Genomic DNA, 15,253 nt, shown 5'->3' with positions numbered 1-15,253 from the left:
TGAAGAAAAGGAGAAAGAGGGTGAAAAAATATGGCGAAAAGTAAAAAGATAGTCGTAAATCGGAGAAGTGCCATTTCGGGAAAATTTGTTAAAAAAACTTATGTCAAAAAACATAAAAAGACAACCGAGACGGAAAGGAACAGAAGAAAAAAATAAAATTGGAGGTGATACTAATAATGTTTAAGTATAGGAATTACGAAAATATGAGCTGGAATGAGCTTATCAAGGAAGGCAAGAAAAGAGGGCTTGATAGACAGATCCTTTCTTTTAAAGGTGTGGAGGGTGCGGGAGAACGAGATCGTATTGAAATTATTCGCCAACTGAACTTAATGGATCAACAAAAATATTCTAGAGACACTAGGTTAATTGCTCTAATTTCAGTAGTGATAAGTGTTCTTGCATTGATTTAATTACAAAAGGAGGAAATTGAAATTGTGGAGGAGGTGTTTAAAAATGCCAAAAACTGCAGGAACTTTCATTAAAATACTGCCTGCCGATTTTCAAAAAAAGGCAAAAGGAATTCTAGTTTTTTGTAAAAATAATGTTGGTCGTGTTAGAAGCAAAAAAACTTGAAGAAAAGAGGCTGAATAACTAACGGATAAATATAAACAATGTTTCGGGAGTGTTTCTACCTTGATCAAAAACCGGAGTTACAAGGATAAAAACAACCCCCCATTGATAGGAGGTGATAATTGTGGCAAAAAAAATAATTTTAAATTCAAAACACTTAGGTGACAGTGGCATAACTCTACTGGTGAATAAGAACAACAAACACATGATAGAAATATATTTAGGCAATGAAAAAGAGCCGAGAGGATCCCTGTGGTGGGAATATCAAGGCAGTTGCATAAATCTAAGGAGATGTGGTGAGAAAGAAATTGATGGGAGCATAATAGTAAAAAACGAAACAGCTTCCTTGTTGTTAGAAAAATAATGGACAACTTTGAGGATTGTCAACTTGACGGGTTATAATGTATTTATGAAGATAGAAAAAAAGGTTTGGACGAAATATTTTCAGGCAATTATAGTATGACTGGAACAAAAATTTCCAACCGATGAGGAAGTAACAGAAAGTCTTAAAATAAGAGACATTTACAAATCGCAATCTAAAAACAAAAACTATTTGTTGGAAATGCTAGAGAATAATTATCATAAGTTTAATGAGCAAAATATGAAAAAAACACTTGCGACTATTAAGGAAATATCGAATCTTGAAGTGCCAGAAGTAATAAAAGCTACTGTTAAGGCTTCTGTTGAAGTATTAACAGCAGTTTACAATAATCCAAAATCGGCACTTATTTCACTTAGCAATGTCGCACAAAGACTTATTGCAAATGAGCATTTAGCATCTGTATCAAACGAGTGGGAAAAACTTAAAGAACAAGGGAGAATTAAAAAGACATACGAGAGTAGTCTACAAGCCAGATATACTTTATTGGAACTATTAAAATTTCTTGAAGAGGGTATTCCAGACAAGGACAGATTTGAAGTTATGAAACGAATACTATTAGTAACAGCTACCGAAAAATACTCAACCCAAGAAGATTTAAGACCTTTGGAGTTTATGAAAATTGTTAGCTCACTTTCTAGTGGTGCTGTAATTTTGCTTTTAGCAAGTTACAGATTAGCAAAAAATCCCCCTCCCCCAATGAGTGATTCAACGCAAAATCGCGCAGATGAAAATGAATGGATACGCATCGTTCTAATAGAAACTAATCTAGGTTATCCCGAATTAGTTAAAAAATACGAGGATGTTCTAATCAAGGCTCAATTGATAACTGGTAGGGCAAACAGGGATGGTAGCGGTGTCAGAATTGGAAACCACTTCAGACTAACACAGCTTGGGTATGATTTATGTGAATACATTGATCATTACGAAGATTTTGGATTAAGTTAGCGATTGTTAGATGAATTTCCTTACCATAGAGGAATACTATTATTGATGTGAATAAGAAATTCCGCATTGTTGTAGCTTTTCTTGGAATACTCGTCTTTCTAGCATTTTATTTTTCACCCGCAAAATTGCAATTTCAAAAACTTAATACCAATTCTAATAAGTACAAGGTTTTAATAGCTGATTTTAACAACAAGCAGTGGGCTAAGTATGATAATGAACTACAAAAAGTAGAGAATGCTTCTGCACCTATCATAAAATGTAGAAATCGACTTGATGCTGTGAAAGATTCTTTGCTTGGCGACTACAAACTTGCATTAACAAAGGAATTGACCGGTGACAACGAATTAACTAAGGAAGAAGAATACAAAAGTAATTTATATGTCTCGATAAAACAACTTTCAGGAAGTATGTACGGTTTGACCTATTGGTATGATGTTCAAGCAAGCGGAAAGCGTAATTTTGATTGGGGTATATTTATTGTGGATGCTCCATCGAACTACAACGAATCGAGATATTTAAAGGAACTGCACGATGCAGAAGAAAATTATGCGATAAAGATTAGAAGTATACACGATGATTTTGACAAAATAGAAAAGGTGTATTGTCCGCAAATTGATTTACCGGTTAAATTTCCCCTCTTTGTAAAGACCTGCGTAGAACTTGCTAAAGCAAATCATTCCTTTAGGAAAGAGCCTCTAAGAACCAGCTACGATTTGGAAGAGGAGTTTCTATTAGACCTCTCCGAGTACAATAAAGAATTAGATCGTGATCTAGAAAGGTGTAATAATCAAAATTTCTAACTCGATAAGTTACAAATACTTCCTATCGTAAATTTTGGCGCGTGTGTACTATTCATTCAAAACAGAAACCAACTCTGCAGTTTCAAATTCTGGAATTGTGATTATATCCGAAGTTTCCATAAAATAGGTTCTAATTTGATCTACGGTTCGCAGCCATCCTTCGCCAAGGCTACGGGATGGCACGCCTTCTATAAAATTATGGTCGTAGAGTTACAAATCTATAACCTTTAATAACATCTGCCGTTTTTATCTGTTTTCCTACTGTTGCAATTTTTGAGTCGGTATAGATTCCCACGCGCAAGCGCGTGGTACTATATAACGCCCCGCCATAGGCGGGGAATTTATTGGAAGATTCATCCACGGGCAAGCCCGTGGTCTTCTCTAAATCTTGTTATAAAAAGAGCCTTCCCAATCCAAGTCGTTAGCTTCTCTTATACCCCTAATCGCCAAAGAACCAGAGCTGGTTATTGCATATTGATCTTTGGGCAAATTTAATTTATCCAGCTCTTCCAATAAAATGTCAATTTTCATATACTAACTATAGCATATGAGATTTGCCCAAATAACAGGAAAGTAGTATAAATGGGATACCAAAAAGAGTTCGGTACTTCCGAAACCTTATTTCAATGATCTAAGGAGGGCACCATGCAAGCGGACAGTGTTTTCCGTTGTTCTGCATGGATGGGAATCCATGGCATTAACATTTACAGTCCTACTGCTAATGTTATGCCACTCCTGCAGAATCCGAAGCTTGTGTACTCTGTTCCAGAGTACAGGTGTAACGATACCCTGTCGGAATCGGGATACTCGTTGGAGGTGATTACTTCCGAAGGGTCGTCTTTCTCGTTGAAAATAGACTATGGTGGTAAGGGTTTTACCGTCGTCTCTAGTATGATTGACCTAGTGGCGGGAGATACACTTCCGTATCTGATCCACTCCATTCTAGAAGTGCAACGACTTGAGAATGGTCAATTTACCATGCGCGCGGCGGCGGTTGCCAAGGACGGTAAGGGCATTCTGCTTCTTGGTAGATCTGGGGCTGGGAAAACCTCGGTTTCTCTGTCACTTTGTAGAGACCACGGGTTTTCTCTTGTTGGTAACAACATCGTGCTAGCAGGAATGAAGGATTCTTGTGCCTACCTATATGGTGGCGAGAAGATCTTTCGGTTTAGAAGGGCAAGCGTACTTAACTACAACACAGACCTTCTAAATGCCTTTAAGCCAGAAGCCCAACATCTTGATGACTGGACTGCGACTGCAACAGTAATACCAGAGCAACTTGGAATTACTGTTTCAAAAGGCAAAATCCCAATCGTGGCGGTTTTGTACCTTCACTTGCTTAACGAGCCAGAAGCCGAACTTAGGGTTGAACCAATGAACCCACTGTTCAGTCGGCTTTTCTTGTATGAAATGTCCTCGGCGTACATTCGTGGAATTTGCTCACCAATCCTAATTGGTTCTGATCTTAGGTTTGGTGGTTTTTTCCCTTGCTTGGATACGCCAGAATTTCATGCCCGAAGGGTCGAGTTTATCAACTGGGTTGTAGAAAATCCCCACTACAACTATGTTTCGGGGTCAATGGATTCACTCTGCTCGTATGCAGTTTCTATCTAGGGGTACTTGCAGCAGCAACGCAATACCCCTTATGTTCTAAATTTTATAAGAGAGATTTATATATTATTAATATGATTAAAGGAGTAGTTTTAGATTGGTTAGGTACATTATCCCCGGGAATTTTAGAAGGATATTTTCCAAAAAATATTATTAAGGATAAATTTAATTTTAGTGACGAGCAGATTACTTTGTGTGAAACACAATTAGCATCTTTTATCCCACCATTTCAGCCAAAAAATATAGAGGAACAACGCGAAATTTTACTTTCTCAATATCAGTCTGTTGCTCAAAACTTACCAACTAAAGATCAGGAAAATTTTGTGGAATTTTTAATGGATTGGAGTTTTGAAAAAATAACCCCTACATTGTATCCAGACGCACTATCTACATTAGAACAGCTAACTGACCGAAAATTCTCTATTGCACTACTTACAAATGGATGGCCGACTCGCCTCTCGGAAGTACAAAGATGTGGTGTGGCAAATTTCTTTAACACAATTTTAATTTCCAATGTTGCCGGTGTTGCTAAACCAGATCCAAAGGCTTACCAAAATGTTAGTGATGCTTTAAAATTGCCTTTTGAGGAACTGTTGTTTGTTGATGACAAGGAAAAATACCTTGCTCCTGCACAAACACTTGGAATGCAAGTAATTCTTATGGACAGGGACGGAACAAAAACTCAGTCGTCTTATCCCACCATTAAAAATATATCGGAGGTTGCTAGTTTCTTAGAAAAATGAATTTACAAATAGTTGAATCTCTTTATCCTGATATAAACGCCAGAAGTGTGGAGATTGTTGAACGGAAAGGTTGGGGTCACCCCGACACTCTTGCTGATGGTGTTGCCAACGCCATATCATATTCCTACGCCCAGTATTGTTTAAAGAATTTCGGTTGTATTTTGCATCACAATGTAGACAAAACATCCCTTTTAGGGGGAGAATCTGTTGCTGGATTTGGTTTTGGGAGTATTGTTAAGCCTATTAGAGTAATTATTAACGGAAGAATGAGCAACTCCTTTGGACAGCAAGAAATTCCCACCTTTAACATTGCGTCCGAAGCTGCCAAAAAATATATAACTAAAGTTGTACCTTCGATTAACTCCTCCACAGATATTGAAATATACGATTTTTTAAATCGTGCAGGTGGTGCACCACATAAAGGTAAAAATTGGTTTAGACCAAGATCAAAAGAGGATCTACCAGAAATTAAAAATCCAATTGCAAATGACACTGTTTGCTCTATTGGATTTTACCCTTTCTCAAAGGTAGAACAACTAGTTATTAATTTAGAAAATCTCTTTTATAAGTCCATATTTGAACCAAAGTTTGAATATATTGGTTCTGATATTAAAATAATGGCGGTTCGTCTAGACAATGTTGTTACTCTTACCATGTGTGTTCCTTTTATCGGTGAAAAAACTCCAAATATTGAGTTTTATAAGGAACAGTTACTAGAAATAAAGCAGATGGTACAAACATACGCAAATAACTGGTTAGGGGATAAATACAAAGTGGTTGTAAACATTAATACCAGAGACAATGACGAACGAAATGATCACTATATGTTAGCAAAGGGTACTGCGGTTGAATCTGGAGATGAAGGGGTTGTTGGTAGAGGAAATAACACCTCGGGTTTTATCCCAACACTTCGTCCTTACAGCATGGAAGCACCTGCTGGAAAAAATCCCACATACTTTGCGGGTAAGGTATACGATTACTATGCAAGAAAGATTGCGAGGTGCATATCCGAGGCTACTTTATCTCCTGCGATTGTGTATGTCGTTACCCAAAATGGAACTCCTCTAAATAATCCTACCCATGTGATAATTGAGCTTGGTAAAAGTAATAAAGAAACTAAGGAAATCGCAAAAAAGATACTAGATCGCGAATTTGCAACCATGGGTAACTGTGCGATGTTAATTCTAGAAGAACAGAGCAAAATTTATGGCTTTTTAGATACCTAACTATCTATGAAAATTCTAGTATGCTATCCCCACGCTTGTTTTGGTGGCGGTTCGTCTTATTATATGCGTTCGTTAGCAACGGAGTTGTCAAAGAGTAACGATGTTGCCGTTCTTATTCCCGAATCTTCTAAGTCAAAAATTAATTTAAAAACTTACGAATGGAAAATTCCTTTTAGAGTTATGGGTTCTTCTAACACCTATTGGGCAGATGCTAAACAATACACCAATCTTTCGGACAAAGAACTCGCAACCTATACCAATGCCCTTTACGAAGGCATGAAAGATGCCGTCATTAAATTTAGACCCGACACTATACATTGTCATTTTATGCTTCCTAGCGGGTGGGTAGCGACTCGTATTCACAAAGAATACAACATACCGGTTATTATTACTTCTCATGGAGCTGATCTAAGGGTTATGGAATTGGACAAACGATACTTACATGAAAGCTTGTGTTTAATTTCAGAAGTTTCTTGTATAACTAGCGTATCTCCAAACCACAGTAAGTGGATTAAAGAAATTTTTAAAGATGCTAAATCACTTCGAGTTGAGTGTGTTCCGGGTGGTACAGATACAAACTTATACAAACCAGATATTCCAACAAAAACCGTGGAAGATTTGTATGGTGTAAAAACAAAAAACTTTGTTCTTGGTGTTGGTAGATTTCAGGCAAGAAAGGGGTTTGATGCATTAATTAAAGCAGCAAGAGACATAAAAATGGACATACTACTTGTTGGGGATGGGTGGGAAACGGAAAATTTAAAAAGCTTGATAAAAAGATCCGGCATTAAAAATGTTAAATTGCTAGGTTTTTTTGATCCTGATAAGAATTATCTCCTTCGGCAACTGTACACCTCGGCATTGGTTGTTGTAATCCCCTCACTAACAAGAGAAGAAACACTTTGTTTTGTTGGTCTCGAAGCGTTGTCGTCAGGAACTCCGCTTGTTGCTAGTTCTGTTGGTGGACTACCTTTTATTCTTAATGGTGGTAAATATGGAAAACTTGTTGAACCAGGAAATATAGAGATGCTCGCACAAACTGTAAATTCTTTAATTTCCGACAAGAAAGAGTGTATTAGATTAGGAAATCTTGGGAGAAACCACATCGTAAATAATTTTACATGGTCTGTTATTGCCCAAAGATTTACTGATATTTTAGAGAGTTTAACAAAAAATATCTAAACCAGCATTTCTGCAAAACCTGTTCTTGACACTCCCTGGTAGAGAGTGCTATATTTTCAGTCAGAACCTGCCCATGTTATTGCAGGTTTTCTTTTTAGCTAAGCCTCTGTCCGGTAAAGCTTGAAGATTACAAATTTGGACAGCGAAAGGAAACATATCGATATGACTGCAAAAAACGCAAACAAGCAATGGACCGATAAGGACATCGCCAATGTTAAAGAGCTAGTCAAAGAGAACACTCCTACTAGAGTTGTCGCACTGAAACTAGGTAGAACAGAAAACAGTGTTAGATCAAAGGCGTCGGATCTAGACTTATCGCTCAAGCCCGTAAACCAGTCTCCTTATAACAGAAAGAAGAAATAGTTCTTTCTCTACTGGTGCTCGGGTTAGCAATAACCCGAGCGTCGGGATAACATAACCTAGAGAATAAGAACTATTAAAACCTCTCAGCACTGTCTCATTTGTCTCACTTCTGAACGAAGCGAAGAAGCAAGGTTCCCTTATTTTAGCCTAGAGAATATAAAGGTTCTAGACCACAGTGTTCAGCCATCCTTCGCCAAGGCTATTGACAATTCCATAATCTGTATAATATTATACTAAATATGGGATCGTTATCAATATTAGAAATCTACAAAATTCTTAAGGAAAATAAGGTTGTTTTTTTTGACTTTGTCACGCTGTCTAAATTAACCAACTATTCAAATAAAAATACCCTTTATAAGATTGCTCAAAAACTTGAGAAGAAAAAAATTATTAAAAGGCTTTCTTTAGGATTGTTTTTGTTTTCGGAAGCAAAAGTAACCGAGTTTGAAATTGCAAACTTTGTTTATGCTCCCTCTTATATCAGCTTAGAATCCGCGCTGTCGTTTTATGGAATTCTTTCTCAATTTCCCTACACCATAACATCGATCACAAGTAAAAAGTCAAAAAGATTGCTCATTGAAAATAAAGAATACCGATACAGCAAAATAGACGATTCGTTGTTTTGGGGATACGAAAGAAAAAAAACTATTCTTATAGCCTCGCCCGAAAAAGCTCTGTTAGATTCCCTATATTTTGCTTCAAAGGGTTTGATAAATATAGATTTAAAGGAAATGGATTTAACTATCTTAAACAAAAATTTACTCGTAAAGCTGGCAAAAGAATTTAATTTTGAAGCTATTGGGGATAAGGTTAAGGAGGTAACAAGATGATCAGTCAAACAGATCTTATAAATTATTCAAAAATTTACAAAATAGATCAGTACACGGTTCTTAGAGAATACCTCCAAATAATTTTTTTAAATTCTCTTTACAAAAAAAAGGGAAGTTCTGGCGTTGTTTTTAAAGGTGGCACAGCAATTAGATTGATATATGAGTCCCCAAGATTCTCGGAAGATTTAGATTTTAACACCACACTAAAAATGAGTTTATTGAGGAGTGTTTTAGGAGACTCGTTGACCGATGCAAGAAAAGTTTTTCCTAAGCTATCACTAAAGGAATTAAATACAACACAAGGCTTTAGCGCGAAATTGTTTCTTGAGAATGAAATATCTCCAATGCCTTTGACCGTAAAACTTGATTTTTCTATGAGAGAAAAAACCATAGAAAAATTTAAAAGCACAATTGCTACTGAACTGCCTGCAAGCAACTACTCATTGATTATTGTTATGACACAAAGTGAGATATTGGCCGAAAAATTGCGAACGATTTTTCAAAGAAAAAAAGGAAGGGATATTTATGATATTTGGTATTTATTAAATAAGAAAGTTATCGTAGACAGTAAATTGCTCGATGAAAAATTTAAATTAATAGACAGAAGTTTCGATATAACTGATGTAATAAAATATATCGCATCCTTTGATAAATCGATTCTGGAAAAAGACTTAACAAAATATCTGCCACTAGATCAAAGGCATTTGCCCAAAAATCTTCCAGAGTTAATTAACGATAAGTTACGTTCCTTGTACAAGATTTAAGAATTAGATCTTTCATCCACATCCTCCCAAAACAACAGTGACCCCTCTAAATTAGGTTTGTATTTTGCCTTGATGTTTGGATCTTTTATAAAGCTATTAATATCATCTGCGCGGTCTTGAGCTTTTGCGGATGAGGAATAGCATCGTCCGTAAAGATGTTTGCCAGCGGCGATTTTGTAGCCAAAATTTTCCAAAACCTCAATTCCTTTTTCTAGATCCTCTCTAAAATCATTTACAAATCTAGATGGAGCAACCAATCCTATGCAATCTCCTTGTTTTAATACTTTAGGTTTTACTGTTTCTCTCATATCAAGAGTTTATAGCACGACTGTGGTTTGTGCAAATTCTGGGATCGCGATTATGTCCGTTGTTTCCATAAAATAGGTTCTAAGTTTGTCCCCTCCAGAGGCGGGCAGGCACAGTTCGCAGCCACGCTTATTGAAGAAGTTCTTTCCAGACCTTTGGGGTGACAATAATATCCAAGTCGTTGGCTTCTCTTATACCCCTAATCGCCAAAGAACCAGAGCTGGTTATTGCATATTGATCTTTGGGCAAATTTAATTTATCCAGCTCTTCCAATAAAATGTCAATTTTCATAGACAACTTTTGAATTCTAAGCTTTTGGTTTGGTTGTTTTGATATTTAATTCTTTAAGGGTGCTTTCGGGTAATTCTGTTGGCGCTCCCGTTAAAGGGTCTTTTGAGGTACCCGTTTTTGGAAACGCGATTACTTCTCGGATGTTGGGTTCGTTTTGCAAAACAGCCACTATTCTGTCTAAACCAAGAGCGATACCCCCATGCGGAGGCGGGGAAAATGAGAACGCCTTGATTAAATGCCCAAATCGCTTTTGAATATCCTTATCCGATAACCCCAGAATAGAAAAAATGGTTTTTTGAAGCTTTCCGTTGTGGATTCTGATACTTCCCCCGCCAATTTCAAATCCGTTTAGAACAAGGTCGTAAGTATCCGATTTAACTTCAAGTGGCTTTTCCTTGAGTTTATCTATATCTTGATCTGTCGGCTTTGTGAACGGGTGATGTGAAGATACAAGCTTCCCTTCACTGGAGCTCCATTCGAAAAGAGGGAAATCAACAACCCAACAAAATGCCAGCTCGTCGTTATTGCCTTTATCTTTGCGTAGATCCGGCTTATCCGTGCCATATTTTTCCATGGCATCTTCATAGCTCATTTTTTTGAAATCACTAAATGTCAATTTTTTATCAGGATATAATTTTATTACCAACTCTTTCAGCATAATTTCAATAAGTTGTATAACATCGTCTTTAGACACAAATGACATTTCTATATCAAGTTGCGTAAACTCTGGTTGTCTGTCTCCTCTTTGGTCTTCGTCCCTATAACATCGCGCTATCTGAAAATATTTTTCAAACCCGCTAATCATTAATAGTTGTTTGTATTGCTGTGGAGATTGAGGAAGCACAAAAAACTTGCCGGGATATATTCTTGATGGGACAATATATTCTCTTGATCCTTCAGGTGTCCCTTTAGTTAATGTAGGTGTTTCTATTTCTATAAAATCTTGCTCGCTTAAAAAGTCCCTAAAAAACTTTGTGATATTCGCTCTCATAATTATGTTGTTTCGCATTCTCTCGGTTCGCAAGTCCAGATAACGGTATTCCAACCTTAATGCTTCGTCGACATTAAGGGTATCTTCGAATACTTGAAAAGGTAAATCTGCTTTCAATTCAGAGAGAATACTTAATTGCGCGGGTTCCAGCTCAATTGTCCCTGTTAAAATGTTGGGGTTTATCAGTTTTTCCGGTCTTTTCTTTATAGTTCCTACAACCTTTATTAAATATTCCTCCTTGATATTATCAACAACTCTCAAAAGCTCTTTTTCAGCAACCACTATTTGAAGAATCCCTGTAAGATCGCGTAAATCTATAAAGACAATCTTCCCGTGGCTTCTGATGCGATGCGCCCAGCCTATCAGCTCAATGGATTTATCTATTTGGTTCGGGGTTTCTCGGATTCTCATGTTTTTCATTATAGTATTATATGCGTTTTTGATCTAGGAAAAAAGATCCAAATTCATGATATATTTAATCTATGGAATTTGAGCTACAGCCAACTCCAGTCGTCAAAAATCCCCTGTCGTTTACAACAGGTCGCAAGATTTTCATGTATACAACGAGCGCTCTTTTACCACCCTTTGGTTTAGGCTGGGCGTTTAAATACCTTAAAAACCAAAACCCCGAGGGAAAAAGAGTAGGGTGGGTAATAATTGCCATTACAGTTGTCTCCTTGATAATTAACCTAGCAGTTTTCACCAAGCTCTTTAGTTCCTTTAGTAACCAGCTTACAGACCCTAATATTCAGTTGTATAAGGATTTGGGATATTAGCCCTATTTCATAAGGGTTCGTCCCAAATGGGACGAACCCTAATAAGAATTATTTGTTCTGACCTCTTAGAATTGGGTTTAATTCCACAGTTTCTGCCACAACCGCCTGATCTTGACTTGGCGTAACAATCACCGCCACTGTACCTCCAACTGTAAGATCTGTTTTTGCCACATCTTGAGATTTGGTATATTTTGTAGTATCGGATAAAATTACAATTTTGGTGCTTCCATCTATCAACTTTACTGTCATTGATTTATCGTCGAGTGCTACAACTTCTCCAGATATTGGTCTTGCCATTCCAGCGCCACTAAACCCAGCAACATTTCCTTGACGAACCCCAGCATTTTGACTTCCGCCTGGTATTTGTCCTCTTTGAAGGTTATTAAATTGCCCCCTGTTACTACTCTGTTTCTTTTGATAGAGAGTTCCACCAAAAAACCCTCCCACAAGAGCTATCACGATCAATCCTCCCAGGATCATATTCAATTTGTTCATAAAGATCACCTCCTTTTTAAGCATCTATTCATATCTCAACACTTCTATCGGTTGCATGCGAGAAGCCTTGCGGGCGGGATACATTCCAAAAACTATCCCGATAACAACCGAGACTACAAATGCTAACAGCACCGACTTAAAAGAAACTGTAAAAGCCAACGATAGGGCACGACTTAAAAAATAAGATGACAAAACACCCAAAAACACGCCCAACAAACCCCCTAAAAAAGTTAAAATCGCTGATTCAATTAAAAATTGGTACGAAATTATTTTTCTTTTTGCCCCCAATGCTTTCCTCAAACCAATCTCACGAGTGCGTTCAGTTACAGTAACCAACATTATATTCATGATTCCAATCCCACCAACGATCAACGAGATCGCCGCAATCCCAGCTAAAAGCGTAGTAAAAGTGCTGGTTGCCGAGGATGCCGTATCTAAAATATCTTGTTGCGAGAAAATGGAAAAATCTGCCTTGCTGGGGTCGCTTAATTTGTGTCTTTCTAACAATAAATAACCAACTTCATTTTGAGCCTGCGTCATGACTTGAGAACTTTTGGCCTCTAAAGATATGCTATTTAAATAATCGATTCCAAAGATTTGCTTTTGAGCAACAGAAAGGGGAATAAAAAGCAGATCATCCTGATTCATAAATCCAAAACCGCCTTTAGAAGTGGTTACTCCAATGACAGTAAAGGATTGCCCGTTAATTCTTATTGATTGTCCAAGAGGGGTGGCGTTCTCCCCAAAAAGATCTGTTACTACTTGAGGCCCCAAAACCGCAACTCTAACACCAGCTTCCTGATCCCTTTGAGAAATAAAAGCTCCCTGCGCAATTTCAATTTTATGCACGGTAGCATAGGTGGAAACAGCTCCTATCACTTGAGTATTGGTATTGTTCTTTCCAGTTGTCACTTGAAATCTTCTAGACACCTCTGGGGAAACCTTTTCTACCGAAGTAACAGCGGGTGATGTTGCGATTGCTATAGCATCATCAAAAGTTAGCGTCGTTCCTCCGCCGGATGCGCCCCGCACAGTTTGGTTGCGTTGCGATTGGGGACTGACAGTTAGCAAATTTGCCCCCAAGGATTGAATCTGACTTTCGATATTGGCCTTGCTTCCCTCACCCAAGGAAACTAAAGCGATAACGCTTCCAATACCTATAACAATACCAAGCACAGCAAGACCTGTTCGCATTTTGTTTATGCTAAGAGTGTTTGCACTCTCTAAAAATAGTTCTATGGGTTTCATATTTTTTTCGTTCCAACCTCTACTTTTCCATCTTTTAACGAAATGATTCTCTCGGCATGACGGGCGATCTCCCTCTCATGAGTAATCATAATGATAGTATTTCCAGCGCGATGAATTTTTTCAAAAATCTGCATAATCTCTTCAGCTTGGTTAGATGCGATATTTCCCGTAGGCTCATCGGCAAGTAGAATTGCTGGGTTTAAAACTAACGATCTAGCAATTGCCACCCTTTGTTGTTGCCCTCCCGAGAGTTGATTTGATTTGTGCTCCATCCGATCGCCAAGACCCACCAACTCTAAATACTTCTTAGCTCTGGTTTCTCTTTCTTCTTTAGAAACACCGGCATAAATCATGGGTAAAATAACATTTTGCAAGGCGGTGATTCGGGGCAAAAGATTATAAGCCTGAAAAACAAAACCAATTTGAGAATTTCTAATAGCAGCCAATTCATCGTCGCTCATTTTTTCCACATTTATCCCATCCAAAAGATATTCTCCCTTTGTTGGCACATCCAAGGCGCCTAAAATATGCATTAAGGTGGATTTACCGGAGCCCGAAGGGCCCATAATGGCAACAAACTCACCTTTGTCGATTGTTAAAGAAACATCATCCAAAGCAATTGTTTTCAGCTCTCCCATTTTGTAGATTTTAGTCAGATGGGATATTTTAATGATGGGTTTGGGGTTCATACTATCTGCCACCACCACCGACATTAAAGACACCGCGGGTATTGCCAAAAGGCGATGGGGTTGTTCTATTAGTAGTTGTTTGAGCAACAGTTGTCCCAGTAATTACAACATCCCCTTCGTTTAACCCGCTTAATATCTGCGTTTGAGTATTGTTTGAATCCCCAACAGTAACTGTAATTTGTTGAGACGCGTTGTTAGAGAGAATCTCTAGATAGTTGCTTCCGTCGTTGGATGATTTAACACTGGACGATGGAACTAAAATAGCGCTATCGGAAATTTTAGTGATTATTTCTACTGTTACCCCCATGTGAGGATAGATCTCAACCGTTACCGGATCTAAAATAATTGTTACGGGATAAGAAGTAACCCCAGAACTGCTACTGCCATTGGTGTTAACAGACAATACTTTACCGGTAAATGTCTTATCTGGATAAACATCCAAAACTAAAGAAACCTTTTGATTAGATTTTACATAAATGATGTCCATTTCGGTCAGACTTACAGTAGCAATAAGGTGGCCATTAGGATCGCTAATATTTCCTATTGTTTGCGCGGAAACAATTGTTGCCCCGCTTGTATTACTAGTAGTGGAGCTGGCGGCTATAATAAATCCAGGAGCAAGCGCGACATCGCTAATGATTCCTGCGGAAGGCGCGATAATAAGAGATGAGTTTTCTTGATAATCGCGAAGCTCGGAAGCAACTTTAGCGTACGCCGCCGCAATTTCGGCATTGGCATTTTTATATTTTAGTTCCGAAACGGCAACGGCTTTTTTGGCTTGTTCTAACGATTGATCAAAAATCGCTTTTTCGTATTCCGAATAGTCCAGCTCTTCGTCATTTTTCTTATGCTGGATATCATCATCGGCATCAAGAATCGACTGTTGATCCTGCAATAACTTAATTTTGGCATCAACCTTACCCTTTTCTGCAGTCTTTACCGCTTCTAAAGCACTAAGATAATTTAACCAAGCGGTAGTCTCGCGTTCCTTAGCGTAATCGTCAAGAGTAACTTCAGCAATTTTTTGACCTTTGGTTACTG

General features: G+C 37.9%; 20 protein-coding genes. 11 read left to right on the top strand and 9 right to left on the bottom strand.

What is annotated here, in order from left to right; genetic code table 11:
* Positions 1-203: 203 nt before the first annotated feature.
* The 4 genes from KKF75_04260 to KKF75_04245 all read left to right on the top strand — a co-directional run bounded on the left by KKF75_04260 (position 204) and on the right by KKF75_04245 (position 2,697).
* Positions 204-410, top strand: a complete 207-nt coding sequence (locus KKF75_04260) for a hypothetical protein (protein MBU4381395.1) — start codon at positions 204-206, stop codon at positions 408-410.
* A gap of 284 nt (positions 411-694) precedes the next feature.
* Entirely contained in the window at positions 695-934 is a 240-nt protein-coding gene (locus KKF75_04255; protein ID MBU4381394.1) for a hypothetical protein, read from the top strand.
* Between the two features lie 237 nt (positions 935-1,171).
* Entirely contained in the window at positions 1,172-1,897 is a 726-nt protein-coding gene (locus KKF75_04250; protein ID MBU4381393.1) for a hypothetical protein, read from the top strand.
* A gap of 47 nt (positions 1,898-1,944) precedes the next feature.
* Positions 1,945-2,697 (top strand): hypothetical protein, encoded by a 753-nt coding sequence (locus KKF75_04245; protein MBU4381392.1) that lies wholly within the window; start codon positions 1,945-1,947, stop codon positions 2,695-2,697.
* Between the two features lie 196 nt (positions 2,698-2,893).
* Here KKF75_04245 and KKF75_04240 read toward each other — a convergent pair whose 3' ends face one another.
* Both KKF75_04240 and KKF75_04235 read right to left on the bottom strand, forming a co-directional pair.
* The gene (locus KKF75_04240) at positions 2,894-3,064 is read right to left on the bottom strand and encodes a hypothetical protein (GenBank protein ID MBU4381391.1); all 171 of its coding nucleotides are present in this window, start codon (positions 3,062-3,064) and stop codon (positions 2,894-2,896) included.
* A gap of 14 nt (positions 3,065-3,078) precedes the next feature.
* Positions 3,079-3,228: a hypothetical protein gene (locus KKF75_04235; protein MBU4381390.1), complete on the bottom strand. Its 150-nt coding sequence runs from the start codon at positions 3,226-3,228 to the stop codon at positions 3,079-3,081.
* 114 nt (positions 3,229-3,342) lie between these two features.
* Between KKF75_04235 and KKF75_04230 the strand changes: the two genes are divergently transcribed.
* From KKF75_04230 to KKF75_04205, 6 genes are all read left to right on the top strand, one after another.
* Positions 3,343-4,311: a hypothetical protein gene (locus tag KKF75_04230; protein ID MBU4381389.1), complete on the top strand. Its 969-nt coding sequence runs from the start codon at positions 3,343-3,345 to the stop codon at positions 4,309-4,311.
* A gap of 71 nt (positions 4,312-4,382) precedes the next feature.
* Entirely contained in the window at positions 4,383-5,051 is a 669-nt protein-coding gene (locus KKF75_04225) for an HAD-IA family hydrolase (protein MBU4381388.1), read from the top strand.
* Positions 5,048-6,277 (top strand): hypothetical protein, encoded by a 1,230-nt coding sequence (locus KKF75_04220; protein MBU4381387.1) that lies wholly within the window; start codon positions 5,048-5,050, stop codon positions 6,275-6,277. The genes KKF75_04225 and KKF75_04220 overlap by 4 nt, the downstream gene beginning before the upstream one ends.
* A gap of 6 nt (positions 6,278-6,283) precedes the next feature.
* Positions 6,284-7,459 carry a glycosyltransferase family 4 protein gene (locus KKF75_04215; protein ID MBU4381386.1) on the top strand — a complete coding sequence of 392 codons (1,176 nt, stop codon included), beginning with the start codon at positions 6,284-6,286 and terminating at the stop codon, positions 7,457-7,459.
* A gap of 602 nt (positions 7,460-8,061) precedes the next feature.
* Positions 8,062-8,652: a hypothetical protein gene (locus KKF75_04210; GenBank protein ID MBU4381385.1), complete on the top strand. Its 591-nt coding sequence runs from the start codon at positions 8,062-8,064 to the stop codon at positions 8,650-8,652.
* Positions 8,649-9,416, top strand: coding sequence for a nucleotidyl transferase AbiEii/AbiGii toxin family protein (locus KKF75_04205; GenBank protein ID MBU4381384.1), 768 nt, complete (start codon positions 8,649-8,651; stop codon positions 9,414-9,416). The genes KKF75_04210 and KKF75_04205 overlap by 4 nt, the downstream gene beginning before the upstream one ends.
* On the opposite strand, the gene KKF75_04200 is transcribed toward KKF75_04205, so the two are convergent.
* The 3 genes from KKF75_04200 to KKF75_04190 all read right to left on the bottom strand — a co-directional run bounded on the left by KKF75_04200 (position 9,413) and on the right by KKF75_04190 (position 11,424).
* Complete coding sequence (locus tag KKF75_04200) at positions 9,413-9,724, bottom strand: LD-carboxypeptidase (GenBank protein ID MBU4381383.1); 312 nt, start codon at positions 9,722-9,724, stop codon at positions 9,413-9,415. The two genes, KKF75_04205 and KKF75_04200, sit on opposite strands and share 4 nt — an antisense overlap.
* Before the next feature lie 127 nt (positions 9,725-9,851).
* Positions 9,852-10,013 carry a hypothetical protein gene (locus KKF75_04195; protein ID MBU4381382.1) on the bottom strand — a complete coding sequence of 54 codons (162 nt, stop codon included), beginning with the start codon at positions 10,011-10,013 and terminating at the stop codon, positions 9,852-9,854.
* Positions 10,014-10,029: 16 nt separating this feature from the next.
* Complete coding sequence (locus KKF75_04190) at positions 10,030-11,424, bottom strand: aspartate--tRNA ligase (protein MBU4381381.1); 1,395 nt, start codon at positions 11,422-11,424, stop codon at positions 10,030-10,032.
* Positions 11,425-11,486: 62 nt separating this feature from the next.
* Between KKF75_04190 and KKF75_04185 the strand changes: the two genes are divergently transcribed.
* Entirely contained in the window at positions 11,487-11,780 is a 294-nt protein-coding gene (locus KKF75_04185) for a hypothetical protein (protein ID MBU4381380.1), read from the top strand.
* A 48-nt stretch (positions 11,781-11,828) separates the two neighbouring features.
* On the opposite strand, the gene KKF75_04180 is transcribed toward KKF75_04185, so the two are convergent.
* From KKF75_04180 to KKF75_04165, 4 genes are all read right to left on the bottom strand, one after another.
* The gene (locus KKF75_04180; protein ID MBU4381379.1) at positions 11,829-12,275 is read right to left on the bottom strand and encodes a hypothetical protein; all 447 of its coding nucleotides are present in this window, start codon (positions 12,273-12,275) and stop codon (positions 11,829-11,831) included.
* Positions 12,276-12,299: 24 nt separating this feature from the next.
* Entirely contained in the window at positions 12,300-13,523 is a 1,224-nt protein-coding gene (locus tag KKF75_04175; protein ID MBU4381378.1) for an ABC transporter permease, read from the bottom strand.
* Positions 13,520-14,197, bottom strand: a complete 678-nt coding sequence (locus KKF75_04170; GenBank protein MBU4381377.1) for an ABC transporter ATP-binding protein — start codon at positions 14,195-14,197, stop codon at positions 13,520-13,522. Before KKF75_04170 ends, KKF75_04175 begins: the two co-directional genes overlap by 4 nt.
* 16 nt (positions 14,198-14,213) lie before the next feature.
* Positions 14,214-15,253 (bottom strand): efflux RND transporter periplasmic adaptor subunit (locus KKF75_04165; protein MBU4381376.1); only part of this gene is annotated, 1,040 nt, incomplete at its 5' end.

Source organism: Patescibacteria group bacterium (genome assembly GCA_018896215.1).
Lineage (GTDB): Bacteria > Patescibacteriota > WWE3 > 0-14-0-20-40-13 > 0-14-0-20-40-13 > JAHINB01.
Note: the sequence above shows the minus strand (reverse complement) of the source record. Positions and strands in the feature narration are given on the sequence as shown.